The sequence below is a fragment of the Methylobacterium carpenticola genome, assembly GCF_042748905.1.
GTDB lineage: Bacteria > Pseudomonadota > Alphaproteobacteria > Rhizobiales > Beijerinckiaceae > Methylobacterium > Methylobacterium carpenticola.
This window is the reverse complement of record NZ_JBHZEO010000001.1, coordinates 5,135,958-5,155,761: the sequence shown is the minus strand read 5'-3', so window position 1 is coordinate 5,155,761 and position 19,804 is coordinate 5,135,958. Positions and strand designations below refer to the sequence as shown.

The window sequence follows — 19,804 nt, the reverse complement described above, 5'->3', positions numbered from 1 at the left end:
GGCGCCCGCATGACGGGGCCGCCCCAACCGCAGGACCGCATGACAGGGGATCCGATCCGCCGCCCGCTCGACGCCGTCTGGTACTGCGTGGGCGAGAGCCGCCAGCTTCGCCCGGGGCAGCTCGTCTCCGTGACCCTCGGCGAGGAAGCGATCGTGGTCGGGCGCGAGGAGACGGGGGCGCTCTTCGCCCTGCGCGACCGCTGCCCGCATCGCGGCATGGCGCTCTCGGCGGGGCGCCTCGTCGAGGGCAACCTCGTCTGCCCCTTCCACGGCTGGCAGTTCCGGCCGGACGGGCAATGCGCGGCGATTCCCGCGCTCGCCCGCCGGGACGACGCCGATTTCACCACGGTGCGGCTGCCGCGCTTCGCGATCGAGGAGGTCTCCGGCCTCGTCTGGGTCGCGGCCGGACCGGGCCCGCAGGGCGCCCCCCCGATCCCCGCGGTGGATTTTTCCTATTGCGGGATGCTGGTCGAGATCCTGGAGGTCGAGGCGAGCTTCGACCTCGTGGCGCTGAGCTTCGTCGATCCGGCCCACGTCGCCTACGTGCACGATTCCTGGTGGTGGCGGCCCTCGAAGACCCTCAAGGAGAAGGTGAAGCAGTTCGCCCCCTCCCCGTTCGGCTTCACCATGACGAGCCACACGGCCAAGACCGCCTCGGTGGTCTACCGCCTGCTCGGCGCGGTGCCGGAGGTCGAGATCGAGTTCCGCCTGCCCGGCGTGCGCCTGGAGCGGATCACGGCGGGGAAGAAGCGGATCGCGAACTACACCTTCGCGACGCCGCGCGGCCCCGGCCGTACGGCGCTGATCAACGCCATGTACTGGAACGTGCCGGCACTCAACCTGCTCAAGCCGGTCGCCCGCCCGCTGATGCGCCAGTTCCTCGGCCAGGACCGCGACGTGCTGCAGATCGCCCAGAAGGGGCTCGACCGGAAGCCCGCCATGGTGCTGATGGGCGAGAGCGACGTGCAGTCCCAGTGGTACTTCAGCCTCAAGCGCGAATTCCTGCGCGCCCGCGAGGCCGGCGGCGCCTTCATCAATCCCCTCGCCCCGCGGGAGCTGCGTTGGCGCAGTTGAACGCCGGTCCTGATGGGCCGCACGCTGGACGACCGCGCCGCGACAGACGTATTGCGGGGCCCTTCCTCCGGGGGAGCCGCAGGCCGGACGAGCTGTTTCGCATCATCGACAAGAGCACGGGCGCCCATCCGCCCGCGATGATGCTCGATGCCGGGCATCATCGCGGCGATCCTGGCGGCCGCGCGGGCCCGCAACGCGGCGGCCGGCGTCCCGGGCGTCCTCGTCTATACGGGGCACGGTTTCCTGCAGGTGCCGGAGGGGCCGCGATCGGCGGCACCGCCGATCTTCGAGTCGATCCTCGTCGACCGACGCGCCTCTCCGGAACTCGACCGCGGCCTGAACCGCTCCGGGCCCGCTCCCGGCCTCGTCGGCGAGCAGGGGCATCTCGCCGAGATCCTGCGCCGGGCCCTGCTCATCCTGGTCGACGCACCGATCAGCCTGCCCCGGCGGCGGATGGAGGAGAGGCGTCAATCGCCCCGGCGGCCCTCGGTGGCGCGGTCGCGGCAGCGATAGCCGAGGAAGCACTGGCCCGCATCGGCGGACGGCCCGTAGAAGGGCTCGGTGGTCTGCTCGATGGCGCAGAAGCCGACATCCCGCACCAGCCGCTCGTAGGTGTAGGGGCCGGTGCCGACGAGCGCCGCGCCGCGCTGGGTGACCAGGGCCACCACCTGGCCGCAGGGCAGCGCCGGGGCCGGTACGCGGTCCGGCTGCGGTTGGGCCAGGGCGGCGGCGGGAAGGGTCAGGGCGAGGAGGGTGCCGGCGAGCTTGAGCATGGCGCCGATATAGCGCCGCCGGGCCGGAAAATCTCGCCCTCAGAGCAGGGGTGCGATCAGAAAGGCCAGGCCGATGCCCAGCCCGAAGCTCCCGCCGACCAGCAGGGCTTCGTGCAGGCGCTGCCGCAGGGCGGCCATCAGCGCAGGATCCCGCCGGTGGCCGCCGCGGCGAAGCAGCGGGCGCCCCCTCCCTGCGGGCCGCGGCAGGGCCGGGCCGATGCGTCGCCGCCGCCCGCATTCGTGAGGGAGAACAGGGTCACGTCCTGGGCCGTGGGTGCGAAGGAGGCGGCGCTCAGCCGGTCGGTATAGGCCTTGCCCGGTGCGATGCGGGCGGGCTCGGCCCAGAGGCCGGGCGTCAGGAGGGCGGAGGCCAGGGCGGCGGTCGCGGTGATCAGCGTGGCGGTTCGGATCATCGGTGGCTCCCCTCGCGGCATTGCGGTGTCGTGTCGGGGCGTTGTGTAGGAGCCGGCCGTTACGGGCCGATTGCGTCGCCGGGCCCGGATCGTTGCGTCCCGTAACGCGGTGACGAAACATCGGCCGGGCGTTCCGCTGCGGAACGATCCCTTCGGCGTGACGGGTGATACGGTTTCCGGAAGATCACTTTCGGAAACCGTATCACGAGCCCGCGCGGCGCCTGAGCGAGGCCGGTTTCCGCATCGCGAAGCGATCATCCGGAAACCGTATGAGGGGGCGGGCGCGGTGAGCGCCGGTACGGCGACGATGTCGGGCTTGATCAGGACCTTCGTGCTCGGCGCGGTCCTGCTGGCCCCGGGGCTCGCCCTGGCGGGCCCCGACCGGCTCGCTGGGTGGCCGGGCCCCGTGGTCGCAGCCCTGGGAGTACGATTCGGGCGGCGACAGCGACCGGCATCCCGAGCGGCCCTACGACCAGCAGGGGCGCGGCCAGCAGACGGGTGGCCGCGCCCGCAACCTCCTGCCCGACGCCGGCCTTCACATCGGCCCGCGCTGATCCGATGCCTGCCGGCGATGCGCGGCGCGCTCGCCGGCCTCGGCCGCGCATTTGCCCGCATGGGCGGCCCGGTTCACCACCTGCAGGTTGGGCAGGCCCCAGTAGCCGAGCAGCACCGGCCAGGGCGCGTCGCGGTGCTCGCGCCAGACCCGGTAGAGCGGCACCCGGTGGTCCACCTCGGCGCTGCGCAGGAGCCGCTTGCCCGTCTCGGTGCAGCGGTGGCGCTGGCGGGCCTTGAGCACCTTCACGTGGTCGCTCGCGGCGATCCAGAACTTCCAGGCGGTGACGCAGGCGGAATGCCAGCCGGCATTGCGGTTCGGCTCGCCCGCACCCCAGAGATCCTCGTGCCAGCCGAAGCGGAAGACAGGCTGGCCGCAGATGCAGCAATGCCCGCGCCCGCGCGCGAAGGCCGGCTCGCGGAAGGGGGCGGGCGGGATGCGGAAACTGCCCGCGAGCCCCTCCTCCTTCGGGCCGAGCCGCCACGTCCAGCCCTCGGGATGGCCGCTGCGGGCGGCGAGGCCCCGGGCGAGCCGGTCGGCGCGCAGCACATGCGTGCGCCAGTAGCTCTCGACCGCGAGCCGCGGGGTCGGCGGCACGAAGGGCCGCGCCAGGGCGTGGCGCAGGACGAGGGGCGGGAAGATCGCGGGCAGGGCCTTGTCGAGCCGCGCCCGCGCGCGGGCATTGCGGACCTCGCGCCATTCCGAGGTCCCGCTCGCCGAGGTCCCGCTCGCCGAGGTGCCGCTCTTGGCGGTGCTCCGCCCGGTCGCGCCGTCACTCCTGGGCCGCTCCGCCTCGTCCGCCATCCGCGACCGTCTCCCCGCTTCGTCCGAATCGGGCGATGGTATCGCAGGTCACCGGTGAAGGCGGCGTTGCCGGTCGGGGGAGGCCGAGGTCCTCACCCGTCCGCGCCGGCGGAGGCCGGGTGGTCAGGCGCCGCCGATCGGCTCGGTGATCTTGCCGGTTCCCGCGCAATCCGGGCAGGCGGTGCCGTCGATCCGGCCGGAGCCGTGGCAGCGCGGGCAGAGATTCTCGCCGGTCCCGGGCGTTCCGGGCGGGGCCCGGTCACCGGGCTTGGCGGGGTCGGTGTCCGTCATGGGGCGCGCTCCTCCTCGAGGACACATCCTCCGGCGCACCCCGAATGTTCCTTGCCCGGTGAGCGCCGCTCAGCCGGCGAGTCCCAGGAGCGTGACCGCCCCGAACAGCAGGACCGAGAGGACGGCGGCGGCGAGCAGGATCAGGGCGCCGCGGGATTCGCGCAGGTCGTCGTTCATGGCACGGCCGTTCCGGCACCGGGGGCCGGCGGCCTCCCGAACGGCGCATCCAAGCACGGCGGATGCCGGCTTTCGAGCGCCCCGGCCGCGCGGCCGTCGGTTACCCGCGCGAGGGTTTGCTGTCGCTCGGCGCCGCCGCGACGCCGTCGGGCGCGGCCGGGGCCGCACCGAAGGACGCCACCGCGACGTGCAGGCCGATGACCGGCGCGAACACGAGGGCGAGGAGCAGGAGAAGGGCGAAGGCAATGCTCTGGTCGCGACGGACGGCATCAGCGGCCGCGCGGGCCCGCACAGGAAACTCGTTCATGGCTCACCTCTTTCGACCAGCCGCCTTGCGGCCGGTCGCGGGCGAGCCCGATCTCACGATCAGGCGCGGCTCACGCGGCGGGCGCGGGCGGCGTGGTCCTTCGACTACTGTCGCTGGACATGGAGTTCGTGGTTCCGGTGGAGCCGCGCGAACGGCCGAGGCGAGGACGCGCGACGGGGATCGACATGCGCTCGAAGACCGTCGACGTCAAGCACGCACGGGCCGCGGCGCGGCGTTTTTCACGACGTTGCTGCATTCCGGAGACGGGTGCCGCTCCGCACGGAGGACAAATCCCGGGGATGCGGCTTGTTCCGCCTCCCGGAGGCTCACGGCCCGGTCCCGCCGGCTGCCGCCGCGGCCGGCCGGGCCAGCAGATGCGCGGCGACCTGGATCTGCAGGCGCTCCAGGTGCCGGTCGCGCAGCCCGAGCGCCGCGCAGGCCGCCGCGGTGTTGAGGAGGTACTCGGCATTGGGGCCGATATGGCCGCAGGCCGCCGCGATGCGGGCGGCGACCTCGCCCTCCGTCAGCCGCCCCGCGTAGCGCCCGCCGGCGCGGTTCGCCACGAAGGCGAGCGCCGTGACCGGCCCTTTTGGCGTCAGGGCGGGGAGCCAGCGGGCCGCGTAGCCCTGCCCGCGCATCTCCCGGTGCCAGACCGCGCGCAGGGCCGCCCGCGGCTCCGGCCCGGCGAGCCGGTAGGCGAGGCCCCGGCATTGCCCGCCCCGGTCGAGGGCCAGCATCACGCCGGGCGTCTCCCGCGTCCCGCGGAAGCGCCACTGCCACAGGCAGAAGCGGCGGTGCCAGCCCCGCACGGTGGCCGGCCGGCGCTCGGTGAAGGCGAAGTTGGGCCGCCACATCAGGGCGCCGTAGGCGAAGAGCCAGAGCGCGTCCGGCGCGCCGGGCTTGGCCGCGAGCGCCGCGTCGAGGAGCGCGTCCGTCTCGGCCTCCGCCAGGAGCGGCATCGCTCCCGCATCGTCGAGGCCCCGGCCCGGATGGACGCGGGCGATCAGGTCGGCCGTGAGAGCGGGGGCGGTCGGCATGCGCGATGAGAAACCGTTCCTGCGGGATCCGGTCAACCCGGTGTTCATCCTCGGGCGCAACACGCTCGGCCCCGGTGCGCGCCGGGCGCCCCTGTGTCCGTCCGGCGCTGGTGCAGGCTTCGCCGGTCTGATACCCCGTCTCTCCGATACCCGGTTCTCCGGGGACAGCCCGAACCGAATCCGCGCCGCCTTCCGTGACAGCCCTGGTGCCGCCATCCCGATCCGATGCGGCCGGCGCACCGCGCATGGCGGCGAGCGCGGCCGAACGGTCGCTCCATCTCGTCGTGGTCGCGGCCGTCCTCCTGCCCCTCCTCGTCCTGGCGACGGGGGGATGGCTCTCCTACGGCAGCCATCGGCGCGAGGCGGAGCGGCGCCTGGAGCGCACCCTCGACGTGGTGCGCGAACACGCGATCAAGGTGTTCGAGACCGCCGACCTCGTGACGCGGCAGGTCAACCAGATCCTGGGCGACCTGCCGGACGAGGCGATCCGCGCCCGTGGGCCCGAGTTCCAGCGCCAGCTGGCGGAGCTGAGCGACTCCCTCGCGCAGGTGAGCACCATCTGGGTCCTCGACGCGGAGGGCCGGCCGCTCGTCACGGCGACCCCCCTGGCGCCCGAACGCGAGGGCGACCTTGCGGCGCGCCCGTTCTTCCGCCTCCACCGCGACGGGGTGCTGGCCAGGGGACGGGATTTCGTCGGCGAGGTGATGGCGGCGGGGCCCGCGGGCGCCACGGCCTTCCAGGTGAGCAGCGCCCGGCCCGGCGCGGGCTTCCGCGGCGTGGTCGCGGTCGCCATCGACCCGGCCTATTTCCGGGACTTCTACGCGCAGGTGCGCGAGAGCGGCCTCGACACGGTCTCGCTCCTGCGGGAGGACGGCACCATCCTGGCGCGCGCGCCCGAGATCGGGGGCCGCATCCTGCGCACGCCGCCCACGAGCGGCTTCCTCGCCGCGCTCGCCCGCGCGCCGCAGGAGGGCTTCTACGAGACCGCCTCCACCATCGACGGGCGCGACCGGCTCTACGCCTACCGGCGCCTGCCCCACTACCCCGTCTACGTCACCGCGGGGATCGACCGGGCGACCCTGCTCGCCGAGTGGCGGGACGCGGTGGCGAGCCACCTCTATTTCGGCCTGCCGGCCACCCTCGGCCTCGTCGGGCTGACGCTGGTGGCCCTGCGGCGCACCCGGCGCGAGGGCGAGGCGCTGGCGCAGCTGCGCGCCGAGATCCTGCGGCGCGAGGCGAGCGAGGACCAGCTGCGCCAGTCGCAGAAGATGGAGGCGGTGGGGCGCCTCACGGGCGGCCTCGCGCACGACTTCAACAACCTGCTCACCGTGGTGCTCGGTTCGCTCGAACTCTTGCAGCGGCGCATGGAATCGGCGGATGCCCGCCAGACCCGGCTCATCGAGAACGCGATCGGCGGGGCCGAGCGCGCCGCGGCGCTGACCGGGCGGCTCCTCGCCTTCGCCCGCCGCCAGCCCCTCGATCCGCGGCCCGTCGACGCCAACGCCCTCGTCTCGGGGATGGCCGAGCTGCTCCGCCAGACCCTCGGGGAATCCGTGCGGCTCGAAACCGTGCTGTCGGCCGGGCTGTGGAGGACCTTCGCGGATCCCAACCAGCTCGAGAGCGCGCTCCTCAACCTGACGGTCAATGCCCGCGACGCCATGCCGGAGACCGGCGCCCGGCTGACCGTCGAGACCGCCAACGCCTATCTGGACGAGGGTTACGTCGCCGCCCATCCGGAGGTGGCAGCCGGGCAATACGTGCTCGTGGCGGTGACCGACAACGGCAGCGGCATGGCGCCCGAGGTGCTGGCGCGGGTCTTCGAGCCCTTCTTCACCACCAAGGCGCAGGGGCAGGGCACGGGGCTCGGCCTGAGCCAGGTCTACGGCTTCGTGCGCCAGTCCGGCGGGCACGTGGCGGTGTATTCCGAGCCCGGCCAGGGCACGAGCGTGAAGATCTACCTGCCGCGCCACGCGGGCCCCGAGGAGCAGCCGCGCCCGGCCGCGCGCGATGCCCTGGCGCTCGCGGCGGGCGACGCGACGGTGCTCGTCGTGGAGGACGAACCGGCGGTGCGCCAGTTCGCCGTGGAGGCCCTGCGGGACCTCGGCTACCGGGTGCTCGACGCGGACGGGGCCTCTGCTGCCCTCAACCTGCTGGCGCTCCACCCCGAGGTGGCGCTCCTGCTCACCGACGTGGTGATGCCCGACGTCAACGGCCGCAAGCTCGCCGACGAGGCCCTGCGCCGCCGGCCGGACCTGAAGGTCGTGTTCATGACCGGCTACACGCGCAACGCCATCGTCCATAACGGCATGCTCGATCCCGGCACGCAGCTCATCACCAAGCCCTTCACGGTGACCCAGCTCGCCGCGAAGCTGCGGACGGTGCTCGGCGAGGGGACGTCGCCGCCGGCCTGACCCGGGGCCGGGCCTTGCGGGAGCCCTCGTCGAGTTTGCGCCAATGAATCCGGCGCCCGCTTCCCTCTGACCTTTGGGAAGGTGAGGCGCTAAAACTTCCGCAACGAGTCTCATGCCAGTATCCGCGCCGATCGGGCTAGAATTCGGTCGCGCGGCCTCGATGAGGCCGGTCGTCTCGATTGCGGCCCGCAATCGCGTGTCGGGAGCTGGGCGTGGGGCGCAGGAAGAGGGCGGGCGCGGGCACGAGCCTGGCATTCAGGCTCCGGGCCACCATCGTGCTGATCGGCGCGAGCTTGCTCGCGCTGACGGCAGTGGTGGTCGTGCCCTCCGTGGGCGCGCTCGTCCAGAGCCGGCGGAAGCTCGTCGCGATCGGCCAGTTCACGCGGATCCTCGACGCGGCCAACCGGATCTCGGCTGAGCGCGGCCCGGCGAACCTGGTCATGTCCCTCGCCCCTGGCAGCGACGCTGCGGCGGTGCGGCTGCGGGATTTCCGGGCGGCCAGCGACGCCTCCCTCGCCGCCCTGCGCGATCCCGGGGATCCCGGATTCCTCGGCCCGCGCGCCCGGCCGGTTCCCGCCCATCTCGTCGCGGCCGTCGAGACGCGCCTGCGCGAGGCGCGGCGGAGCGTCGACCGCGTGGCCGCCCTGCCGCCCTCCGCTCGCGGCCGGGAGGAGATCACCGGCGCCATCGCGGCGATGATCGACGTGGTGGAGGTGCTGCAGGACGTCCTGATCTGGGAGGTCCGGGTGCTCGGGCAAACCACCCCCGATCTCGTCGGCCCCTCCCTGATCGCGCATCTCGTGAGCGACCTCCGGGAGCATGGCGGCCGCATCGGGGCCTACATCATCCCCGCGCTCGCCATGCGCGAGCCGCTGAGCCATCGCCAGCTCGCGGATGTTCTGGAGACCCGGGGCCGTATCCGCGAGATGTGGCGGCTGCTGCGCGGGCAGGCCGTGGTGGCGGCCGAGGGGCCCCTCGGCGATCTGCTCCGGCGGGTCGAGGCCGATTTCCTCGGCGAAGGCCTCGGCCTGATCGATGCCGTGGTGGCGCAGGGGCGCGAATCGGGCGCCCACGCGCTGACGGCGGACGAGCTGACCGCCCGGTACGTGCCGCGCATGAAGCCCCTGGAGGAGCTGCGCGTCGCCTATCTCGGCCGGATGGTCGCGGGCTTCGCGCGGGAGCGCGACGCGGCCCGGGCCCGTCTGGCAGCCGTCGCCTGCGGGGCCCTCGCCCTGCTCGCGGCGCTCTCGCTGCTCCTGCGCTCGCTGCGCCTCTCCGTCCTGCATCCGCTGCTGAGCGCGCGCGAGACCGTCATCGCCCTGGCGGAGGGCCGCGAGCCCGCCCCCTCCCCGGCCACGACGCGCATCCGCGAGATCGACCGCCTGTTCGATGCCCTCGCGGTCCTCCACATCCGCATGCACGAGCGGGCGACCCTGATGGCCTCCCTTCGCCGTCAGGCCGAGACGGACGGGCTGACCGGGCTGTGCAACCGCCGCGGCTTCGCGCGCGCGATCGGGAGCCTGTCCGATCCGGGGGATCACGCAGCGATGCTGATGATCGACCTCGACGGGTTCAAGACGGTCAACGATACCTTCGGCCACGACGCGGGCGATGATCTGATCCGGCAGGCCGGCCAGCGCCTTGAGGCTTGCCTCGGCACGTCCGGGATCGCCGCGCGGATGGGCGGGGACGAGTTCGCGATCCTGCTGCCGCATCTGCGGGAGCCCGCCGCCGCGGACCGCACCGCCGAGGCGATCCTCCGCAGCCTGGCGGATCCCTTCCGCATCGGCGACCAGGATCTTCACCTCGGCGCCAGCATCGGCGTCGCCGTCACGCAAGCCGGCGAGGCGGTGAGCGACGATCTGCTCACGCGGGCCGACATGGCGCTCTACGAGGCCAAGCGATCGGGCCGGCATTGCCACCGGCCGTTCCGCCCCGAGATGCGCCGCACGCTGCTCGCCGCGACCGCACGGCAGCGGGAGCTGCCCCGGGCCCTGGCCGCAGGGGAGTTCGAGCTGCATTACCAGCCCCAGCTGCAGCTGCGCGACTGCGCCGTCGTGGGCGCCGAGGCGCTGTTGCGCTGGCGGCATCCCGAACTCGGCCTGCTCGCGCCGGCGGATTTCCTGGCGCCGCTGCGGAGCAGCGCCCACGCGCCGGCGGTGAGCCGCTGGGTGCTGCGGACCGCCTGTGCGCAGGCCGCGGCATGGCGCGGCAGCGGCCTCGGGGAGCTTCGCATCGCCGTGAACCTGTTCAGCCGGGAGTTCCATTCCGCGCACCTCGTCGACGAGGTCCGGGCCGCCCTCGCCGAGACGGGCCTGCCCGCCGCCGCCCTGGAGCTGGAGATCACCGAGGATCTCATCCTCCAGCACGGCGACGGGCTGATCCCGACCTTGCGGGCCCTGCGGGCGATGGGGGCCGGCCTCGCCGTCGACGATTACGGGACGAGCACCGCGTCGTTGAGCCTGCTGAATCGCTGCCCCGTCACCCGGCTGAAGATCGACCGCTCGCTCGTGCAGGCCGTCACCGGCTCGGAGCAGGACCGGGCGGTCGTGCGCTCGATCCTGGCACTCGGCCGCAGCTTCGACCTCGCCGTGCTGGCCGAGGGGATCGAGACGGAGGCGACCCTGCGCACCCTCGCGGCCGAAGGCTGCCAGGAGGGCCAGGGCTACCTGCTCGGGAGGCCGCTCCCGGCCGAGATCTTCGCCGCGCGCTGCCGGGCGGCGGAGCGCCGCGACGGCTGGGAGCCGGCCGTCCTGATGCCGCAGCTGGCCTGAGCGCGGACTTCAACGCCTGTTTGATACGGTTTCCGGAAGATCACTTTCGGAAACCGTATCACGAGCCCGCGCGGCGCCTGAGCGAGGCCGGTTTCCGCATCGCGAAGCGATCATCCGGAAACCGTATGATCCGCCGCTCGGACCTGCGCGGATCAGGCTGTGGCGTTGCCGCCGCCGAGCCACGCGACGGCCACTGCCGGCCCGCAGGTCGAGGCCCAGCCGGCCGCCTCCGGGGCGAGATGCGGGGCGATCAGGTCGGTGAGGTCGCGGGACGGGCGGCCGAGCCGGGCCGCGAGCCGGGCGGCGACGAAGCGACCCGCGCCGCAGGCGATCACCGGGGCCGCGTCCGGCAGGGTGCCGCGCGAGAGGATCACCGCGGCCGCGTCGTGCAGCAGGCGCAGCTGCGCCTCGGCGAAGTGACCGGCGAGGCGGGTCCAGTCGGTGGTGCTGCCCTCGTGGCGGTCCCGGCCGATCATGCGGGCGAGCCGCGTCTCGGTCTCGGGGAGCGACTTGCCCTTGAAGTCCATCGTGTCCTGCTGGTCCTCCTCGGGGGGGAGGTCGCCGAGCAGCCGGTGCACGTCGCCGGTCGCCGCGAAGGTCTCGGCCATCAGGGCGGTGCGCCGGCCGCGGAAGGGCGCGACGGGGCCGAGCGCCAGGAGCGGCGTGCGCACGACCCCCGTATAGACGAGTTCCCCGGTCTCCAGCCGCTCGGCGTCGCTGTAGCCCTGGGCGGCGGGACGCCCCTCCACGACCGGGATCAGGTCGGCGGTGGTGGAGCCGATATCCACGAGGAGGGCGGCCGGGGCGAGCCGGCCGACGAGGGAGGCGGTGGCGTACCAGTTGGCGCTCGCGATGTCGGGCGCCGCCCCGGCCGCCGCCTCCGCGGACACGAAGCCCGACCGGCCGGCATAGACCGCCACGCTCCCGGGAAGCGCCCGCGCGGCCCAGCCGGCGAGCTGCGCCACCCCGTCCGCCCGGTCGGCGAAGCAATCGGTGAGTTCGCCCGTCATCGTCACGGCGTGGCGGGCGGGTTCGCGGGTCCAATCGGGCAAGGCCGCGAGGGCGGCATCGAGGGCCGGGAGCCCGCGCCAGAGCGGACAGGGCGCCTGCACCACGGCGCGCACGCGGCCCCCCTCCACCAGGGCGGCCTTGACATGGACCCCGCCGAGGTCCCAGCCGATGGTGCGGGCGAACGGGGACGACGGATGCTGGCTCACGGGCGGATCTCGCGGATGGAACGGGCGGGCGGGGCCCGGGTGGCATGAGCATCGGGGACGGCGCAAGCCCGGTCGCGGTCATTCCGGTCCTCGACCTTCGTCACGGCCTCGTGGTGCGGGCGAAGGCGGGCGAGCGCCATGCCTACGCCCCCATCGTCACGCCGCTGAGCCCGAGCCCCGAGCCCGCCGCGGTGGCGCGGGGCCTCCTCGCCGCGTGGCCGTCGCGCCGGCTCTACGTGGCGGATCTCGACGCGATCATGGATGGCGTGCCGCCGGATGCGGCGGCGCTGCGGGCCATCGCGGCGGCCGCGCCGGGCGTGGAGCTGTGGGTCGATGCGGGCTTCGCCAGCGCCGCGGGCGTGGAGGCCTTCCTCGCCGCCGGGCTCGGCCGCCCGGTGATCGGCAGCGAGAGCCAGACCGACGCGGCTCTGGTGCGCCGGCTCGGCGACCGCGCCATCCTCTCCCTCGACAGCCGGGACGGCGCGGCCCTCGGCCCCGCCTCCCTGCACGAGGATCCCTCCGCCTGGCCCTCCGAGATCATCGTGATGGCGCTCGGCCGCGTCGGGAGCGGGGCCGGGCCGGATCTGGCGGGGTTGTCCGCGGTGCGGGCGCGGGCGCCCGCGGCCCGGCTCTACGCGGCCGGGGGCCTGCGGGGGCCGGAGGATCTGGCGGCCTTGCGGGACGCGGGGGTGGCCGGCATCCTGGTCGCGAGCGCGCTCCATGACGGGCGGCTGCGTCCGGAGCACCGGGACGCATAGGACCGGAACGCCGACGCGCCCGATGACGCGTCGGCCGGACCCCCGCGAAGGTGCGGGGGCGGATCCGGCCGTGGTTGCGACGACGGACGGCAGCCCCAACGAAAACGGGAGGGCCGAAGCCCTCCCGAGAACCATCAACGTCCGAGGAAGATGGAAGCCAGTCGCTGGAACAGCCCCTTCGGCGGAGGCGGTGGGGGCGGCGGAGGAGCCGCGCGCTGCTCCGGACGGTTTCCTGTCTAGGAAACGTTGGCGGCGAAGGGGTGCTGCGCGCTCTTGTACTGCGCGGTGACCTCGGCGGCGGTCGGCGTGCCCTTGATGGCGCGCTCGATCGACAGCTTCGTGGCCTCGTAGTTGTACTTCTCGATCTTCGCGTCGTCCGCGGCTTCCCAGTGGATGAACACGCCGACCAGGATGTAGAGGTCGTCGGCCTCGTCGGCCGGGATGATGCCCTCGGCGACGCAGTCCTGCACGGCCTTGGCGACCGCGTGCTGGGCCGGGCCGAACATCTGCACCGCCTGGCGGGCGTCGTTGATCGTGACCTTGTTGAACAGCAGCGTGTTCGGCTTGCACGGCAGGTTCGGCGCCACCACGGCGAGCAGGCTGGTGAAGCCGTGCTTGTTGTTGGTGAGGCTGTTGCAGAAGGCGGTCTCGGCGGCGCTGCCGCGCGGCCCGATGAGCAGGTCGATGTGAGCGACCTCGTTGCCGTCGCCGACGAGGGCCTCGCCCACCAGCACCTTGTTGATCTTCGCCATGCGGGGTTTCTCCCAGGAGTCAAAAGATGAGCCGCCCACGAAACAGGCACGGCTGGAAGCGCGCCATCCTTGTTGCGGCGTCCGGCTAAGCAGCCGAACCGGTTCCCGGATAGCGCGGCGGACCCTACAGCGGTGCCGAACGGCGAACAAGCCGCCAACTTCGTGGAGCGATGCCATTTTGGTCGATAAGAAAGGCATTGCCGGGTAAGGGATTTAGACTTTTTGGCAGGTTGCTTTCCCTCGGTCTTTACCTGGGGGAACTTGATCGAACTCGAAGCGTCGCAGCGCGTCCAGGAACAGCGTCGCGACGGTGAGGTCCGCGCTGGTGCCGGGGTTCAGCCCGGCCTCCTTGAGGCGCCGGTCGTGGGCGAGGAGAGCGGCGGTGGCGGGCTCGCCGAGGACGAGGGCGCCGAGCGCCGCCTGCGCCTCGGCCCGCACCGCCTCGGCGCGATCGAGCCCGAACTTGCGGGCGATGTGGCTGTCCGGGAAGGCCGTCAGGAAGGCGAGGTGGATCGCGGTCGCGGTCCAGGGCGCCGTAAGCCCCTGCGCGCGGGCGCGGTCGAGGGCCGGCAGGCCGATCTCGAACAGGTCCGCGAACCCGGTCACGTAGGCGCGGGCGATGCGGTCGCGGTCGGCCGCCTCCGCCATCGCGGCGAGGAGCGGCGGGGGCGCCGCGGCCTGCGTCACGTCGTGGCGGGCGGCGCGGCCGAGCCCGCCCGGATTGGCGCGCCGGATCGCCGCGAAGACGCCCCGGGCATCCGCCGCGTCGAGCCCGGCCAGCACCCGGTCGAGGGCCGAGCGCAGGGGGGGCGGTTGCTCGGCCGCCGCCGCGAGGGGGGCGCAGAGGAGCACGATGCCGAGATTGGTGTTCTGCCCCACCGCCACCATGGTGGCCGCGACGGCCGCCTCCGCCCGCTCGCCGACCCGGCGGCCCGGTGCGGTGAGCGGCCCGGCGGAGACCGCGGCGCTGGTCTCGAAATCCGCCAGGGTCATGCGGTGGCCTTCGGCGAAGACGTGGACGTTGCCGGGCTTGAGCGCCGCGAGTTCGGCCCGGCAGGCGGCGAGATAGGCCGCCGCGATCGCCGCCGGCGCCGTCACGGCCTCACCCCTGCGCCACGAGGCGCGGCGCCGGCGCGGTACGCGCCCGGACGGCGGCGAGGAAGCCGCGCGCCACGGTTTCGGCGATGTCGGTGTCGGTCACCTGCTGCAGCCCCGACCAGGCCGGCATGCTGTTGACCTCCAGCACCATGAAGCCGCCCTCCCCGTCCTCCACGAGGTCGACGCCCGTGTAGTCGACGCCCACCGCCCGGGCCGCCGCCTCGGCGAGGTCCGCGGCGCGGGGCGGCACGCCCCAGGGCAGCGGCCGGCCGCCCCGGTGGACGTTGGTGATCCAGCCGTCGCCCTGGCGGATCATCCCGGCCACCGCCCGCCCGTCGCAGACGAAGACCCGGTAATCCTGCCACGCCCCGTCCCGGCGGGCGATGTAGCGCTGGAGATAGTAGACGCGGCCGACGAGTTCCTCCGGCGGCAATTCGTCGGGCCGCTCGATGAGCTGGAGGCCCTCGCCCTGCGAGCCGAACAGGGGCTTGAGCACGAGCGGGCGTCCCGGCCCGGCCTCGCGCGCGACGAGAGCGGCGGCGGCCTCGCGCCGGGAGAGAACGAAGGTCTCGGGGGTCGGCACGCGGTGGCGGGCGAGGAGCAGGCTGGTCGCGGCCTTGTCCACCGAGCGCTCGATGGCGGTGGGGCTGTTCCACACCACCGTGCCGGCGGCCACGAGGGCATGCAGCACGCCGAGCCGCATCGTCGTGGCCTCGAAGGTGCCCCCCGCGATGGTGCGCAGGAGGACGCCGTCCGGCAGGGCATCGCCGAAGCCCGGCACGCGCAGGGGCTCGGGAGCGCCGGTCTCGACGGTGACCTCGGCGAGCGAGAACAGCATCGGCTCGGCCCCGAGCCGGGTCAGCGCCGCCTGCAGGCGGCCCTTGTGCCACGCGCCGTTATCGGCCGCGAGCCCGATGCGCATCGGGGGATCTCCGGGTTTGGGGGATGGCGCGGGCTCCGCTCTCGGGCGAGGGGATCCCGCGCGGGACGCGTCACGCGAAGGAGCGCTCGACCAGCTCCGGCACCAGCCGGCCGGCGCGATGGCTGTGGCCGGTGCGGACCGAGGTCACCACCACCTCGGCCGGGCTGAAGAGATGCGAGTCGATGGCGTAGAAGTCGCCCTTGAAGCGGGCGAAGATCTCCGCGAAGGGCGCGCCGTGGTCGCGGGAGGTCGTGCTCGGCAGCGCCTCGGCGAGGCCCTTGGCCTCCGCATCCTCCGCATCCACGAAGAGCTGCACCCGCCCGCCATAGATGATGGCGTCGTTGGTGCGGCCCATGGCCTGCACGAAGTCCGGGTGGGGCGGGCTCAGGGGGGCGGCGCCGATGCCGTCGACGATGCGGGCGAGGTCGAAGCCGACCGAGTGGGCCTTGTGCAGGGCCACCTCCAGCACGCGCGCCACCACCTGGGTCGAGCCGGCGAGGCTCTGGGTCGGCGCGTAGATGAAGGTGACGGCCTCGGGCCGCACGCCCGCGGCCTCGGCCACCTTGGCGACCACGGAGGCCGGCGGGGCGCTCGCGGATTCGAGCACCAGGGCGATCTGCACCGCGTTGTCCTTGTAGTGCAGCTCCTCGAACAGGTGCTCCACCGCCGCCGCGGCCCGGCCGGGGCCGGAGCCCAGGGCGAAGAAGCCGGAATCACCGCCCTCGTCCGCGAGGCTCCAGCCCGCATACTGGCTGCCGAGGCAGGCGAGCACCGGATCGGTGCTGTGGACCGTCACCGTGAAGGGCCAGGCGGTCAGCGGGCCGGTCGGCGCGATGGTCACGGTGCCCAGGCCCCCGAGGCAGATCTCGGCGATGCGGCGCCCGGCCTCGATCGAGCCGAGGGCGCTCGCCCCGGCATCGACGAGGCGCGCCTCGCCGCGATTGGCCGAGACGGCGAGGCGGAGCTTGGCCGCATCGGCCACCAGGGCCTCGACCAGGGGGGAGGCCACGGCGTTCACGCTCGGGCGGACGATGGTGGAACTCATGGGACGGTCTCCCTCGCGGTGAATAGGGCCCGCACGGCCCCCGTTCGCGCCCGAACCCCGGTCCGGGCGGCCTCGGCATCCGGCCCGGCGGCCCGCACCGTGCAGATCGGCCCCCCGGCGGGGATCCGGCTGCCGGCGAGCGGCCGGTCCATCACGAAGTCCGGCCAAGCCAGGGGCGGCACCGGTGCTATGGCCTCGGCGGCGTAACAGATCTCGGTGGCGGCCGCATCTGGAGGAAGGGCCAGGGTCGGCCCGAGCCGGCCGCCCGCCGCGTCGATGTGGCGGAGGAGGAGCGGTTCGGCCCGGCGGTCGAGCACGTCCAGGGTGGCGCCGGGGCGCGGGTTGATCTCGAGGAACCACCAGTCGGACCCGTCGACGAGGAGGTCGGCGCTGGCGAGGCCCCGCAGCCCCGTCGCCTCCGCGAGCGCGGCGACGGCCGCCGTCGCGGCCGCCCGCACGCCCTCCGGCATCCCGCCCGGATCGACGGCGCCCGCGTAGCGGAAGGGCCGTCCCGGGGCCGGGGCGGACCATTGGGCGGTGTCGGCGAGGACGAGGATCCGGCGTCCGTCGGCGAGAAAGTTCAGGGACTGCGCGCGGCCGGGCATCCGGCGCTGGAGAGAGGCGCCCCGGGGCACGGGTCCCGGCCCGGCCGGCCGGATATGGCCGCCGCCCGAGGCGCCCCGGCGCTTGAGGAGCCAGTTCTCGGGATCCGGCACCGGATCGAGGCTGAGGGGCGGGTGCGGGATGGCGAGCCGCGTGCAGAGGGCGGCGAGGCCCGGCGGATCCTTGAGGGCCGCGACGGTATCGGGCGCGGCGCCGATGAGGCGGTGGCGCGCCGCGATGGCCCGCATCAGGGCGGGCGAGCCCTCGAAGCCGCTGCCGAGCACCACCCCGAGGCTCGGGCCCGCCTCGGCCGCGAGGGCGTCGAGGGCCGCGAGCACGGCCCGCCCGCCCGGCCCGGCGCCGAAGCGGCCCGGCACCTGCCGGTAGCCCGCGGCGAGGGCCCGGGTGTCGGCATCCCCGAACAGGTCGGCCACGAAGGGGCGCAGGCCCGCCCGCCGCGCCGCCGCCGCGAGCGCGCGCCCGGACTGCGCGGCGATCAGGATCGCGCCGCCGGGGCGCGTCATGGGGGCGGGGTCATGGGGGCGGGGTCATGGGGGCGGCGTCATGAAGTCATCGCGGGGGCGGATGCGGGGACACGCTCCGGGCCCTTCCGCCCTCAGCCCGCGATCTCCACCGCGAGCCGGTAGGCGTCGCGGAAGTCGAGGCAGAGGGGCTCGGTGGCCTCCAGCATGCGGCGCAACAGGCCGGCCTGGGTCTTGTACTTCACGTCGCCGACCGCGAGCGCGCCGATGCCGACGCCGCGCCCGCTGGGCAGCGGGACCCCGTCCGCATGCACGTCGATGCCCGCGATCCCGGCCGGCGGCACGGCGTTCACGTCGGAGGCGACCTTCAGCTTCGGGGCGTGGCCGAGATCCTCGGCCGAGAGGATCGCCACCCCGGCCGGGCCCGCCGAGAGGATCACGTCCGCGTCCACGATGGCGGCGCGGCGCGCCTCGCCGCTGGAGCCGTCCACCGCCTCGACGTCGATGTCGAAGCGCCACTTCATGGTCGCGGCGATCTTGCTCACCCGCTCCTGCCCGTCATGGCCGACGATCACCGGGCGGGCGCCCTCGATGGCGCCGATCACCGCCGCCACGTAGGCGACGACGCCCGCGCCGCCGAAGATCACGATGCGCTGGCCCTGGAGCCCGGCGCCGAAGCGGTCGCGCAGGGCCTTGTGCACCTGCGCCACCATCGCCGCCCCCGTGGTGAAGGAGCCGGCCGGATCGGCGAAGATGTGGTTCACGAAGGGAGGCACGAAGGCCTTGCGCGCCCGGTCGACCATGTCGAGGGCGTCCTCGGCGTTCTTGCCCGCGATGAAGATCCCGGTGCGCACCCCGTCCTGGGGCGCGCGGGAGAAGATCGAATCCTGCACCAGCGGCCCGACCTCCCCCAGGCTCACGCCCGTATAGGTCGTCACCACCTCGAAGCCCGCATCCACCGCCATGTTCACGTCGAACGGGCTCATGTGCTTGAGGGGCGTCAGCATGTGCAGGATCGAGCGGGCCATGGCGCGGGTCTCCTCACGTCATCCGCCCGGGGGCCCCGTGGACGGATGATCAATCATGGTCCTCCGGGATACGGGAGCGAAGCCCGATCGTCCCGGAAGGCGCGTCCCGGCATCGTGCCGCGGCGGTCCTTGATAGACGTTTTACCGCCGGTTCGGACCCCGACCATGGTCCGGCGGAATCAGGTGGCCGGCTCGCGGGTGACCGAGGCGCCGTGGTTGCGCCCGCGGGCGACGACGATCGCGAGATCCGGGTGGTTCGTGCGCAGCCGCGCGGCCAGGGCCGCGGCCTCCGCCTCCGAGCCGACGAGGGCGAAGCCGGTCGGTCCCCAGGAGCTCTGGCCGAACCCGCCGATGCCGAGGGCCTCGATGTCGGCGAGCGCCGCCGCCACCGCGCGGCTGGCGTAGCGCCCGCCCTGGTAGGGGGCGAAATAGTCGCCGATGCGCCGCTGGATCTCGGTGATGCCGCGGCCGAAGGGCTCGATCGCCCCCGCGACGGCGGCGGGCAGCACCTGCATCAGCACGATGCGGCAGATCTCCGCCGCCTCGCCCGCGGGGAAGCGCGGCAGGTCCCGGAAGGCGTGACGCTCCTGCGCCCCGTGCACGCCGGTGCCGGCGGGATCGAGCAGCAGCACGATGCGCCACGCCTCCGGATAGGGCAGGCGCGAGACGATGGGCGGGGCGGCGTCGCTGCCGTCGCGCCCACCATCGACGATCAGGCCGCCGGCGACGAAGGCCGCGAGCCCGACGCCCGAGCGGTTGCCGCGGTCGAGGGCGGCGGCGAAATCCGCGGGCGCGAAGGGCGCCCCGTGGAGCGCCGCGAGCCCCGCTGCGACGCTGAGCGCGAGCTGCGTCCCCGAGCCGAAGCCCGCATGGGCGGGGATCACCGCATCGAGGTGGAAGGCGCCGGAGGCCGGCACGCCGAGCTGGCGTGCGGCGGCGATGGCGGCGGTCCGCACGCGCTCGTGCTCCGCGGCGATGCCCGGCCCCTCCCCCGCCACGCTCAGGGTCTCGGCGGGGGCGACCGTGAGGTCGATGCCGGGGGCGTCCACGGCGACGCCGATGCTGCCGAAGCGCCGGCCGAGGCCACCGTGCAGATCGAGGAAGCCGAAATGCAGCCGGGCCGGTGCGCGCACCCGCACGAGCCCCTGCTCAAGCAGGTTTCGGAAAAGTGCCATGCGGTTTTCCGTCAAGAACCTGCGTCAAGCCGATGCGCGAGGCGGGTTCGCGTGGGCGCTCCCCCGCGAGCCTGCCGACTGCCTGCCCCGTCCGCCAACCCGTACCCCTG

Annotated in this window: 19 protein-coding genes and 1 pseudogene; 6 read left to right on the top strand and 14 right to left on the bottom strand. The window is 74.1% G+C overall.

The features are described from left to right. The first annotated feature begins 39 nt into the window (after window positions 1-39). The gene (locus tag ACE101_RS23990; protein WP_379135023.1) at window positions 40-1,074 is read left to right on the top strand and encodes a Rieske 2Fe-2S domain-containing protein; all 1,035 of its coding nucleotides are present in this window, start codon (window positions 40-42) and stop codon (window positions 1,072-1,074) included. Between the two features lie 147 nt (window positions 1,075-1,221). Beyond that, window positions 1,222-1,587: a BLUF domain-containing protein gene (locus ACE101_RS23985; RefSeq protein ID WP_379135020.1), complete on the top strand. Its 366-nt coding sequence runs from the start codon at window positions 1,222-1,224 to the stop codon at window positions 1,585-1,587. On the opposite strand, the gene ACE101_RS23980 is transcribed toward ACE101_RS23985, so the two are convergent. Then, entirely contained in the window at window positions 1,542-1,847 is a 306-nt protein-coding gene (locus ACE101_RS23980; RefSeq protein ID WP_379135017.1) for a hypothetical protein, read from the bottom strand. The genes ACE101_RS23985 and ACE101_RS23980 overlap by 46 nt on opposite strands. Window positions 1,848-1,984: 137 nt before the next feature. After that, entirely contained in the window at window positions 1,985-2,260 is a 276-nt protein-coding gene (locus ACE101_RS23975; protein ID WP_379135014.1) for a hypothetical protein, read from the bottom strand. A gap of 307 nt (window positions 2,261-2,567) precedes the next feature. Here ACE101_RS23975 and ACE101_RS23970 point away from each other — a divergent pair. After that, window positions 2,568-2,814 (top strand): annotated as a pseudogene (locus ACE101_RS23970) (hypothetical protein). Here ACE101_RS23970 and ACE101_RS23965 read toward each other — a convergent pair. The 4 genes from ACE101_RS23965 to ACE101_RS23950 all read right to left on the bottom strand — a co-directional run bounded on the left by ACE101_RS23965 (window position 2,796) and on the right by ACE101_RS23950 (window position 5,429). Next, complete coding sequence (locus tag ACE101_RS23965; protein ID WP_379135013.1) at window positions 2,796-3,617, bottom strand: hypothetical protein; 822 nt, start codon at window positions 3,615-3,617, stop codon at window positions 2,796-2,798. The pseudogene ACE101_RS23970 and the gene ACE101_RS23965 overlap by 19 nt on opposite strands. A 123-nt stretch (window positions 3,618-3,740) precedes the next feature. After that, entirely contained in the window at window positions 3,741-3,908 is a 168-nt protein-coding gene (locus ACE101_RS23960) for a hypothetical protein (protein WP_379135011.1), read from the bottom strand. 277 nt (window positions 3,909-4,185) lie between these two features. Beyond that, on the bottom strand, window positions 4,186-4,392 hold the full coding sequence (locus ACE101_RS23955; RefSeq protein ID WP_379135009.1) for a hypothetical protein: 207 nt from the start codon (window positions 4,390-4,392) through the stop codon (window positions 4,186-4,188). 326 nt (window positions 4,393-4,718) lie between these two features. Then, entirely contained in the window at window positions 4,719-5,429 is a 711-nt protein-coding gene (locus ACE101_RS23950; protein ID WP_379135007.1) for a gamma-glutamylcyclotransferase, read from the bottom strand. Between the two features lie 245 nt (window positions 5,430-5,674). On the opposite strand from ACE101_RS23950, the gene ACE101_RS23945 reads away from it, so the two are divergent. Together ACE101_RS23945 and ACE101_RS23940 are read left to right on the top strand one after the other, a co-directional pair. After that, window positions 5,675-7,840, top strand: coding sequence for a hybrid sensor histidine kinase/response regulator (locus ACE101_RS23945; RefSeq protein ID WP_379135005.1), 2,166 nt, complete (start codon window positions 5,675-5,677; stop codon window positions 7,838-7,840). A 212-nt stretch (window positions 7,841-8,052) separates the two neighbouring features. Further along, on the top strand, window positions 8,053-10,614 hold the full coding sequence (locus tag ACE101_RS23940; RefSeq protein ID WP_379135002.1) for a putative bifunctional diguanylate cyclase/phosphodiesterase: 2,562 nt from the start codon (window positions 8,053-8,055) through the stop codon (window positions 10,612-10,614). Between the two features lie 152 nt (window positions 10,615-10,766). Here ACE101_RS23940 and ACE101_RS23935 read toward each other — a convergent pair whose 3' ends face one another. Beyond that, on the bottom strand, window positions 10,767-11,831 hold the full coding sequence (locus tag ACE101_RS23935) for a hydantoinase/oxoprolinase family protein (protein ID WP_379134999.1): 1,065 nt from the start codon (window positions 11,829-11,831) through the stop codon (window positions 10,767-10,769). Window positions 11,832-11,875: 44 nt separating this feature from the next. Between ACE101_RS23935 and ACE101_RS23930 the strand changes: the two genes are divergently transcribed. Then, on the top strand, window positions 11,876-12,589 hold the full coding sequence (locus ACE101_RS23930; protein ID WP_379134997.1) for a HisA/HisF-related TIM barrel protein: 714 nt from the start codon (window positions 11,876-11,878) through the stop codon (window positions 12,587-12,589). Window positions 12,590-12,825: 236 nt separating this feature from the next. Here ACE101_RS23930 and fae read toward each other — a convergent pair whose 3' ends face one another. The 7 genes from fae to ACE101_RS23895 form a co-directional block, all read right to left on the bottom strand. Then, the gene (gene fae / locus ACE101_RS23925; protein WP_379134994.1) at window positions 12,826-13,341 is read right to left on the bottom strand and encodes a formaldehyde-activating enzyme; all 516 of its coding nucleotides are present in this window, start codon (window positions 13,339-13,341) and stop codon (window positions 12,826-12,828) included. A gap of 213 nt (window positions 13,342-13,554) precedes the next feature. Continuing rightward, the gene (locus ACE101_RS23920) at window positions 13,555-14,439 is read right to left on the bottom strand and encodes a triphosphoribosyl-dephospho-CoA synthase (RefSeq protein ID WP_379134991.1); all 885 of its coding nucleotides are present in this window, start codon (window positions 14,437-14,439) and stop codon (window positions 13,555-13,557) included. Between the two features lie 4 nt (window positions 14,440-14,443). Beyond that, window positions 14,444-15,361: an ATP-grasp domain-containing protein gene (locus tag ACE101_RS23915; RefSeq protein WP_379134988.1), complete on the bottom strand. Its 918-nt coding sequence runs from the start codon at window positions 15,359-15,361 to the stop codon at window positions 14,444-14,446. Between the two features lie 70 nt (window positions 15,362-15,431). Further along, window positions 15,432-16,406 (bottom strand): methenyltetrahydromethanopterin cyclohydrolase, encoded by a 975-nt coding sequence (gene mch, locus ACE101_RS23910; RefSeq protein ID WP_379134985.1) that lies wholly within the window; start codon window positions 16,404-16,406, stop codon window positions 15,432-15,434. Next, complete coding sequence (locus ACE101_RS23905; protein WP_379134982.1) at window positions 16,403-17,533, bottom strand: ATP-grasp domain-containing protein; 1,131 nt, start codon at window positions 17,531-17,533, stop codon at window positions 16,403-16,405. Before ACE101_RS23905 ends, mch begins: the two co-directional genes overlap by 4 nt. Before the next feature lie 92 nt (window positions 17,534-17,625). After that, window positions 17,626-18,519, bottom strand: coding sequence for an NAD(P)-dependent methylenetetrahydromethanopterin dehydrogenase (locus tag ACE101_RS23900; RefSeq protein WP_379134979.1), 894 nt, complete (start codon window positions 18,517-18,519; stop codon window positions 17,626-17,628). 179 nt (window positions 18,520-18,698) lie between these two features. Then, window positions 18,699-19,694, bottom strand: coding sequence for a beta-ribofuranosylaminobenzene 5'-phosphate synthase family protein (locus tag ACE101_RS23895; RefSeq protein ID WP_379134976.1), 996 nt, complete (start codon window positions 19,692-19,694; stop codon window positions 18,699-18,701). Between the last annotated feature and the right edge of the window lie 110 nt (window positions 19,695-19,804).